This window comes from Kribbella sp. NPDC048915 (genome assembly GCF_040649595.1).
Taxonomy (GTDB): Bacteria; Actinomycetota; Actinomycetes; order Propionibacteriales; family Kribbellaceae; genus Kribbella.
On record NZ_JBEZFT010000083.1, the window covers coordinates 23,228 to 32,079 of the forward strand.

At 67.9% G+C, this 8,852-nt stretch carries 7 protein-coding genes; 5 read left to right on the plus strand and 2 right to left on the minus strand.

Annotated elements, in window-relative coordinates:
- Positions 1 to 175 precede the first annotated feature (175 nt).
- Positions 176 to 1,936 carry a GxGYxYP domain-containing protein gene (locus tag AB0B82_RS29550; RefSeq protein WP_360175694.1) on the minus strand — a complete coding sequence of 587 codons (1,761 nt, stop codon included), beginning with the start codon at positions 1,934 to 1,936 and terminating at the stop codon, positions 176 to 178.
- Between the two features lie 89 nt (positions 1,937 to 2,025).
- Complete coding sequence (locus AB0B82_RS29555; RefSeq protein ID WP_360175697.1) at positions 2,026 to 2,640, minus strand: HAD-IA family hydrolase; 615 nt, start codon at positions 2,638 to 2,640, stop codon at positions 2,026 to 2,028.
- A 120-nt stretch (positions 2,641 to 2,760) separates the two neighbouring features.
- Between AB0B82_RS29555 and AB0B82_RS29560 the strand changes: the two genes are divergently transcribed.
- From AB0B82_RS29560 to rpmB, 5 genes are all read left to right on the plus strand, one after another.
- Complete coding sequence (locus AB0B82_RS29560; protein ID WP_360175700.1) at positions 2,761 to 4,035, plus strand: ABC transporter substrate-binding protein; 1,275 nt, start codon at positions 2,761 to 2,763, stop codon at positions 4,033 to 4,035.
- Position 4,036: 1 nt separating this feature from the next.
- A complete protein-coding gene (locus tag AB0B82_RS29565; protein ID WP_360175703.1) occupies positions 4,037 to 5,080 on the plus strand; it encodes a sugar ABC transporter permease in 1,044 nt (347 codons plus the stop codon).
- Positions 5,058 to 5,897 (plus strand): carbohydrate ABC transporter permease, encoded by an 840-nt coding sequence (locus tag AB0B82_RS29570; RefSeq protein WP_360175706.1) that lies wholly within the window; start codon positions 5,058 to 5,060, stop codon positions 5,895 to 5,897. Before AB0B82_RS29565 ends, AB0B82_RS29570 begins: the two co-directional genes overlap by 23 nt.
- A gap of 30 nt (positions 5,898 to 5,927) precedes the next feature.
- The gene (locus AB0B82_RS29575) at positions 5,928 to 7,916 is read left to right on the plus strand and encodes an aldo/keto reductase (RefSeq protein WP_360175709.1); all 1,989 of its coding nucleotides are present in this window, start codon (positions 5,928 to 5,930) and stop codon (positions 7,914 to 7,916) included.
- Between the two features lie 84 nt (positions 7,917 to 8,000).
- Entirely contained in the window at positions 8,001 to 8,222 is a 222-nt protein-coding gene (gene rpmB, locus AB0B82_RS29580) for a 50S ribosomal protein L28 (protein ID WP_360175712.1), read from the plus strand.
- Positions 8,223 to 8,852 lie beyond the last annotated feature (630 nt).

The following is an 8,852-nucleotide window of genomic DNA, read 5'->3' on the forward strand; positions in this document are numbered from 1 at the left end:
TGCGGGTGCGGGTGCGGAGTGTGAGGGGTGGGTGGTGGATGGTGGCGGATCTCCAGGCCATCACGATGGGCCGGCGGCGCGGCCCGTACGCGGGGATCGCGTACCGCCGCCGCACTGGTGATGGCCTGGAGATCCGCAGAGCCTTTGGTGGCTGGGGATCGCGGCCCGGACCGCCTCAGGGTTTCGCGTACTTGCTGACCATGCGGACGAGGGTGTCGGGCGGGACGACCTTGACGTGGGGTGCGAGGCCGTCGACGACGGTGAGTACGTCGTCGACGGATTTGCTCCAGGCGTGCCAGACGACGACCGAGTAGCCGGCGGTGGAGTGCGGGTTGCGGGTTGCGGCGTTGAGTTCGGCAGTGACCGAGGCCTCGTCGGCGCCGTCGAGGCCGTCCCAGAGCATGGTGCGGGCGGAGATCACCGGTTTGCCTTCGGACCAGACGACTTGGCCTTTGAGGCCGTCGTACCGGGAGTACTCGAGGTAGATGAGACCGTCGATCTCGGGGCGCTTGAGGTACGACGACCAGAGCCGGGTGTTCTCGAACGCGTCGAAATCGATGATCTGGGCAACAGACAGGTCGGAGCGTCCCATCGCGCGTGCCAGGGAGGCGGTGTGCTTCTCGAGGGCGGCGGCGGGGTAGCGGCTCGGGTACATGTAGCCGCCGCCGGACGGGCCGGCCACCCAGCGGTCGGTGGCGGAGTGGTCGTAGAACCAGCGCATCACCGACGGTGCCAGGTCGATCAGCGACGGCGAGATGCCCCAGCCGAGGTCGACCTCGCCGCGGCGCGGGCTGCCGAACCAGCGCTGGTCGGTCGGGAAGTCGCCGAGCGCCCACTGGATGTTGTCCCCGTCGGTGATCAGGAAACTCACGTAGTGCGCATCCGGATCCGGCTGCGGTACGAGGGCCCTCCCCCCACCCCCTCCGCTCAGAACCCCGGTTGTTGGGGTGGCGGTGGACGACCTGGTCGCTGCGGCCGCAACGGCCGCGCCCTGGACGGTGTGCCGCAGGTCGGTCGCGCCCGAGCCGCTGCCGGAGCCACCGCCGGATCCACCCAGTGTCGGGTCGAACAGGCGGCCGCCTTGGGTCAGGCGGTCCTCGTGGATGCCTGACAGGATCGACAGGTTGCGGGCGTGGTCGGCGGGTAGGGCTTTGACACCTGCGAGGGAGTTCACGCCGATGAAGGCGTCCTCGCCCGAGGATGCGTCACCCCAGCCGATGACCGTTGCGTCGTCGTCCAGTGCCGCGACCACTTCGGCGCGGAACTCCGAGTTGCCGTCGAAGAAGGCGAGCGTCCCCGCCATCGTGACGTAGTCCCGGAGCCGCTCCGGGATGTCGGCGCGCTGCTCGACCGCGACATCGTGCCGCAGCCGGGACCAGTACGTGTCGAACACCCAGCGGTCGTCCTTGTCCCGCACGTCCAGGACTTTGCGCAATCCGTGCCGGATCGCCAGTGCCTCCAAGCTTTCCTCGATCGCCACGGCACCCGTCACGCCGGCGAGCGTGGTCGCGACGTTGACCGACGGGGTGCCCTCTCGGAAGAGAAGATATCCGCGAACGCCGGACCGCTGGACGGTTTTCCACAGGTCCCCGGGCCGGGTACGGACGCCGTACCGCGCCACCAGGTCGTCGAGCCAGAACTGGTAGCCGAGCCCGGGCAGATTCAGGTACAGCGAATCGCCGCGGCGCCGCGCCATCAGGCCTTGCAGCGTGGTGGCGAGCGTCCGCTCGGGCAGACTCAGCGTGCTTTCGGTGAACACGTTCAGCACCTGCGGCCGCGCACCCTTCGGATACGCCGACGGGGCAGGGGCCGCAAAAGCGAGCGAAGACGAGGAGAGCGAAGGAGCCACAGTGGCCGCGAGGCCGAGGCCGGCGGTGAGGCCGAGGGCGCGGCGGCGGGAGAAGGTGCGGCCGGACACGAGCGGGCGATCGGACATGGGGGTGCCTCCAGGGAGCGGCTGGTGGACTGTCCTACGTTGTCAGCTGATCGGTGACGATGTCACAGCCGTCGCCGCCCCACAAGATCTCAGCCCGAAATCGGCAAGGAATAACGGCGGAGCAGGTCCACGAGCGCCGGTACGCCGTCCGCCAGGTCGTAGCGCTCCGCCTGCAGACCGACGCTCGAGGCACCGGCCACGTTGGCTACGTTGTCGTCGATGAACAGCACCGACGACGCCGGCGCTTCGAGCGTGCCGAGGATCGCGCGGAAGTACGCCGGATCCGGCTTCGCGAGCCCGAGGTCGCACGAGTAGAAGGTCCGGTCGAACCAGGCGCCGTACCCGCGCTCGTCCTGCATGATCGCCCGCCGGTACGCGTGCTGGTTGGTTGCCAGGTGGCACGAAATCCCGGCGGTGCGCAGCGACTGGATCAACGCGACCACCGCGGGCTCGGCGTCGAACCAGCTCCACGGCTCGAGCGCCTCCTCGACAGTCACCGGTGCATCCCACCGCCGGACGACGTCCGCGACCGCGTCCCGAAAATCGCCCTTCCCGACCAGCGCAGGCCGCTCGGCGGCCATCAGGTCCGCGACGAACCTCTCGCCGTCACCGGGGACCAGAGAGGTCAGGCGGGTCCACCAGTCGCGGCTGGGGCGCTGGAGAACACCGTCGGCGTCGAACAGGACGGTGGTCACGGCGCTCATGCGTCCCATTGTGTCATCGGAGCCTTGACCGGTTCAGTCGGTATGCGCTTACCTTGATGGCTACGTAAACATATCTGGACACCTTCCGGCGAAATCCAACAGAAAGCGCCAGGTGAGGCTATGACCCTGAGCAGGAGGCACTTCCTCGCGGCCGGGCTGTCGGCCGCGGCCGCGACACTCACCGGCTGCGGCTCCCGCAGCTCACTGGGCGGTTCCGACGAGCTCAGTATGTGGACCTGGGTCGGGTCCGTGAACGACGACCTGATCGCGAAGGCGGAGCAGGCGATTCCCGGGTACGACGGGATGAAGCTGGCGATGACGCGGATCGGCTCGAACTACAAGACCAAGGTGCTGACCGCGCTGGCGGGCAAGTCCCTCGTTCCGGACATCGTCGCGATCAACGACGACGTCGCCACCTACTTCCCGAACGCCGACCAGTTCCACGATCTGTTCGAACTCGGCGCGAAGGACCTCGAGAAGGACTTCCTGGCCTGGAAGTGGAAGCTCGGGATCACGCCGGACAACAAGATGATGGCCTACCCGATGGACACCGGGCCGACCGCGCTGTTCTACCGCAGCGACATCTTCACCAAGGCCGGGATCGACATCGACCCGGCCGCGGTCGCGGAGGTCGCGCCCGACTGGGACACCTACATCGCGCTCGGCAAGAAGCTCAAGCAGGCGGTGCCGGGGTCCGCGATCACTGACAACATCCAGGGCATCTACGACTACCGGATGGCTCAGCAGTCGAAGCGCTACATGTCGCCGGACGGGCAGTACCTGGGCGACCAGGACCACGTCCGGGAGGCGTTCGATCTCGCGGTCAGGGTGGTCAGAGAAGGGCTCTCGGCCAACGCGCAGAACTCGACCGACAAGAACGCGGTGGTGACCAACGGCAAGCTGGTCGCGTTCAACGCCGCGGTCTGGTGGGCCCAGCTCGGCCCGAAGAACGCGGCGCCGAAGACGAAGGGACTGTGGCGGGTGACGGCGGCTCCTGGTGGCGCCGGCAACCGCGGCGGGTCCTTCCTCGCGATCACGAAGTACTGCAAGAACCCCGAGGCCGCGTTCGCGTTCATCAGCTGGCTCGAGTCGGCGAAAAACCAGGCCCAGGCGTTCCTCGACCCGGTGCTGTTCCCGTCCACGCCCGCGACGTACACGGACCCGACGCTGACCGCGCCCGACCCGTTCTTCGGCGGCCAGCGGATCGTCGACGTGTTCGCGGAGTCTGCGAAGAAATACCCCGGCGCGTACTTCTCGCCGTACGACTCCATCATCGGTACGCCGATCGGCAAGGAACTGGTCAACGTCGAAGCCTCCGGCAAGGATCCCGATGCCGCCTGGGCCGACGCCCAGCGCCAGATCGAACGCGAACTCACCCGGGCGGGGGCGATCTGACATGGCTGTGACCAGCAAATCGATCCCGGCGCGGGTGACCGTCGCCGAGGAGTCGGCGAGCAAGCCGCCGAACAAGTTCCGCCAGGCGTTCCCGCAGTACGTCGCGGTCTCGCCGTTCTTCATCCTGTTCGCGATCTTCGGCGCGTTCCCGGTGCTGTTCTCGATCTGGATCTCGTTCCACTCCTGGAACGGCATCGGCGAGATGAAATGGGTCGGCCTCGAGCAGTACAGCTACCTGCTCAGCGACGCCACGTTCTGGAAGACCATCGGCAACACGCTGATCATCTGGGTGCTGTCGACTGTACCGATGCTGCTGCTGGCGCTGGTGATCGCCAACGCGCTGCACAACGCGACCCGGATGCGCACGTTCTACCGGATCGCGTACTTCATCCCGAACGTCACCTCGGTGGTCGCGATCACGCTCGTGTTCGGCTCGATCTTCAGCAACAACTTCGGGCTGCTGAACGCGTTCCTGCAGTCGATCGGGCTGAACCAGGTCGAATGGCTCACCCAGCCGTGGGGCATCAAGATCGCGATCGCGACGATCATCACCTGGCGGTGGGTCGGCTACAACGCGATCATCTACCTGGCCGGCCTGCAGGCGATCTCGGCCGACGTGTACGAGGCCGCCAAGGTCGACGGCGCCAGCTCCCGGCAGACGTTCTGGCGGATCACCGTCCCGATGATGCGCCCGGTGATCCTGTTCACCGCGGTCACCTCGACGATCGGCGGCCTGCAGATCTTCACCGAGTCGCGGGTGCTGTTCGGCGACACCAACAACATCGGCGGACCGGGCGACGCGGGTCTCACGATCGTGTCGTACCTGTACCAGAGTGCGTTCATCAACAACCAGTTCGGGTACGGCGCCGCGATCGGCTGGGCGCTGTTCGTGCTGATCGTGCTGTTCAGCATCATCAACTGGCGGCTGATCGGCGGCAACGACGACGAACGCCTGACCCGACGCGCCGCACGACGGGTGCAACGCCGGATCGCAGCCGAGAATGCCAAGAGGGAGGCCGCAGATGTCCATGCAGACGTCAACTGAGCGCATTCGCACCGTCGTCGGGCACGTCGTGCTGATGTTCGGCGTGCTGGTCTCGCTGTTCCCCTTCTACTGGATGGTGGTGATGGCCTCCAACACCACGCCCGACATCTTCAGCTACCCGCCGAAACTCGTGATCGGCTCGCACCTGTTCGAGAACATGGGCAAGGTGCTCGACAACGTCGACTTCTTCGGCTCGATGCTGCTCACGCTGATCGCGTCGCTCGGCGTCACCGTCCTGGTGCTGTTCTTCGACTCGCTGGCCGCGTTCGCGTTCGCGAAGTACGAGTTCCCGGGCCGGAACGTCCTGTTCGCGATCCTGCTCGCCACCTTCATGATCCCGACCCAGCTGTCGCTGGTCCCGCAGTTCGTGACGCTGGCCGAGTTCGGCTGGATCGGGTCGCTGAAGGCGCTCATCATCCCCGGCGCCGCGAACGCGTTCGGGATCTTCTGGATGCGTCAGTACGCCAAGGGCGCCATCCCCGACGAGCTCATCTCGGCCGCCAAGGTTGACGGCGCCGGCTTCTTCCGGCAGTACCTCACCGTCGGTCTGCCGGTGCTCCGGCCCGGCCTGGCCTTTCTCGGTATCTTCACCTTCATCAACGTCTGGAACGACTACCTCTGGCCGCTGATCGTGATGACCGACCCGAACCGCCTCACCCTCCAGGTCGCCCTCGACCAGCTGAACGGCATCTACGGCACCGACTACTCGATGGTGATGGCCGGTGCGTTGATGAGCGTCATCCCCCTGATCGGTGTCTTCCTGATCGGCGCGCGGTCGTTCATCGCCGATCTCGCGGCAGGCGCCATGAAGTTCTGACCCGCAACCACAACCACCACGGGATTCCCTTTGACTGACACCAAGCTCCGCTGGGGCATCATCGGCACCGGCAACATCGCGTCCCGGTTCGCGTCCCAGGTGCCGACGTCGCCGACCAACGAGGTCGTCGCCGTCGGCAGCCGGTCCCTGGACTCGGCGAACGCCTTCGCCGACAAGTGGGACATCGCCAACCGGCACGGCTCGTACGACGACCTGCTCGCCGACGGCACGGTCGAGGCCGTGTACATCGCGACGCCGCACCCGATGCACGTCGAGTGGGCGATCAAGGCCGCCGAGGCCGGCAAGCACGTGCTCTGCGAGAAGCCGCTCGCGATCAACCGCGCGTGGGCCGAGGCGATGATCGAGGCCGCCGTCCGCAACGACGTCTTCCTGATGGAGGCGTACATGTACCGGTGCCTGCCCCAGACCAAGCTGATCACCCAGCTCGTCCGCGACGGCCGGATCGGCACCGTGCACCAGATCCAGGCGACGTTCGCGTTCGCCGCCGGGTACCGCCCGGAGAGCCGGATCTTCGCCGACGAACTGGCCGGCGGCGGCATCCTCGACGTCGGCGGCTACCCGGTGTCGTTCTCGCGGCTGATCGCGGGCGTCGCCACCGGCAAGCCGTACGCCGACCCGGCCGCGGTCAACGCGGTGGGACACGTCGGTGACACCGGGGCCGACGAGTGGACCGTCGCGACGCTGTTCTTCGACGGCGGCGTCACCGCGCAGGTCAGCACCGGAGTGCGGCTCGCCGACCAGAACCAGGTGCGGATCTTCGGCAGCGAGGGTTACCTCGTCGTCGAGGACCCGTGGTTCGGCGGCGACGGCAAGCCGACGCACGTCACCCTGCACCGCGTGGGGGAGGAGCCCCAGGACATCTCCGCGGAGCCGGCCCTGATCTACACCGCGGAGGCCGAGGCGGTGCAGGCGGCGATCGCCTCCGGCGCGAAGGAGGCGCCGGAGATGACGTGGGCGGACACGCTCGGTAACCTCACCGTCCAGGACCAGTGGCGGGCCGCGATCGGGCAGCAGTACGCGAGCGAGCGTGACGACGCGATCGTCCCGACCGCGACCGGCCGCCCGCTGCGCCGCCGCGACGACGCCCCGATGATCTACGGCAAGGTGCCGGGCGTCGACAAGCAGGTGTCGCGGCTCGTCATGGGCGTCGACAACCAGCAGACCTTGCCGCACGCCGCGGTCATCTTCGACGACTTCGTCGAGCGCGGCGGTACGACGTTCGACACGGCGTACATCTACGGCGGCGGCAGGGGTGAGAAGCTGCTCGGCCAGTGGATGAAGTCGCGCGGCAACCGCAACGAGCTCGTCGTGATCGGCAAGGGCGCACACACGCCGCACTGCGACCCCGAGTCGATCACCCGGCAGCTGCACGAGAGCCTCGAACGGCTGCAGACCGACCACGTCGACCTGTACTTCATGCACCGCGACAACGAAGACATCCCGGTCGGCGAATTCGTCGACGTCCTCGACGAGCACTTCAAGGCCGGCCGGATCAAGGCGTACGGCGGGTCCAACTGGTCCACCGAACGCTTCGACGCGGCCAACGCGTACGCCGAGGCCAACGGCAAGCAGCCGTTCACGCTGCTGAGCAACCACCTCAGCCTCGCCCGCGCGTACGACGTACCCTGGGCCGGGTGCCGGCACGTGAGCGACGACGAATCGCAGAAGTGGCTGCGGGAGCGACAGGTCGCGCTCTTCCCGTGGTCCAGCCAGGCACGCGGGTTCTTCACCGGGCGGGCCAAGCCCGAGGACACCTCGGACGCCGAGCTCGTACGCTGCTTCTACTCCGACGAGAACTTCCGCCGGCTCGACCGGGCCCGGGAGCTCGCGGCGGCCAAGGGCGTCGAACCGACCGCGATCGCGCTGGCCTGGTTGCTGCACCAGCCGTACCCGGTGTTCCCGCTGATCGGGCCGCGGCACGTCAGCGAAACCCGCACCTCCACCCCCGGCCTGTCGGTCACCCTGACCGAGGACGAAGTGGCCTATCTCACTGCGTAGCAAGGGCTGGGCAGCCGAATTGGTGGTGTGCTGACACCCATGTAACATGGTCTGTCGGTGTCACGACCCTGAACACGGAGAATCATGTCTAAGAAGTGCGATGTCTGCGGCAAGCAGCCGACGTTCGGCAACAACGTTGCCCGCCTGGGTAAGGGCGCGATGATCCGCCGGGTCAAGGCTCGTACGCCTCGGCGGTTCAACCCCAACATTCAGCCGGTGAAGGCGCTCATCAAGGGCACCCCGACCCGGATGAAGGTGTGCACGTCCTGCATCAAGGCCGGCAAGGTCCAGCGCGTCGTCGGCTGATCTCAGCTTTCACTCCGTGTAGGGCCTTTCGAACAGGCGCCCGGGCACCAGCCCGGGCGCCTGTTCGCGTCCCCACCCGCCGCCACCACACACCACCGCGCTCCGTACGCCGCCTTTCACGCCGCCCCTTCCGTACGCCGCCGCTTCCGTACGCCGCCGCTTCCGTACGCCGCCGCTTCCGTACGCCGCCACTACCGCACGCCGTCGCTTTCCGTACGCCGTCGCTTTCCGTACGCCGTCGCTTTCCGTACGCCGCCGCGCTCCGTACGCCGCCGCGCTCCGCACGCCGGGCCCTCCGGCCGACGCTGCGCTCAACGCCGTGCGCTCCGGATCCTCCCGCACGCCGCCGCGCTCGGTGGGCCGGCGTGCTCCCATACGCCGCTGGGGCTTTGTGGGCCGTCTCCTAGGCCTGGGGTTATCCGGCTCTTGTGACCGATCCGTGGGGTGGCCCGGGTGACCGAGTCGCCGCCCGCGCTGTGCCGCGCTGGAGCGCGCGGAGCGCGCTGGACGCCGCGCGCGTTCCCACACGCCACGCCGCCACGCCGCCACGCCGCCACGCCGCCACGCCGCCACGCCGCCACGCCGCCACGCCGCCACGCCGCCACGCCGCCACGCCGCCACGCCGCCACG

Bases quoted from the DNA above. Each gene is read 5' to 3' on its own strand.
- AB0B82_RS29560 (WP_360175700.1), top strand. From the start codon at position 2,761: ATGACCCTGAGCAGGAGGCACTTCCTCGCGGCCGGGCTGTCGGCCGCG.
- AB0B82_RS29565 (WP_360175703.1), top strand. From the start codon at position 4,037: ATGGCTGTGACCAGCAAATCGATCCCGGCGCGGGTGACCGTCGCCGAG.
- AB0B82_RS29555 (WP_360175697.1), bottom strand. From the start codon at position 2,640: ATGAGCGCCGTGACCACCGTCCTGTTCGACGCCGACGGTGTTCTCCAG.
- rpmB (WP_360175712.1), top strand. From the start codon at position 8,001: ATGTCTAAGAAGTGCGATGTCTGCGGCAAGCAGCCGACGTTCGGCAAC.
- AB0B82_RS29550 (WP_360175694.1), bottom strand. From the start codon at position 1,936: ATGTCCGATCGCCCGCTCGTGTCCGGCCGCACCTTCTCCCGCCGCCGC.
- AB0B82_RS29570 (WP_360175706.1), top strand. From the start codon at position 5,058: ATGTCCATGCAGACGTCAACTGAGCGCATTCGCACCGTCGTCGGGCAC.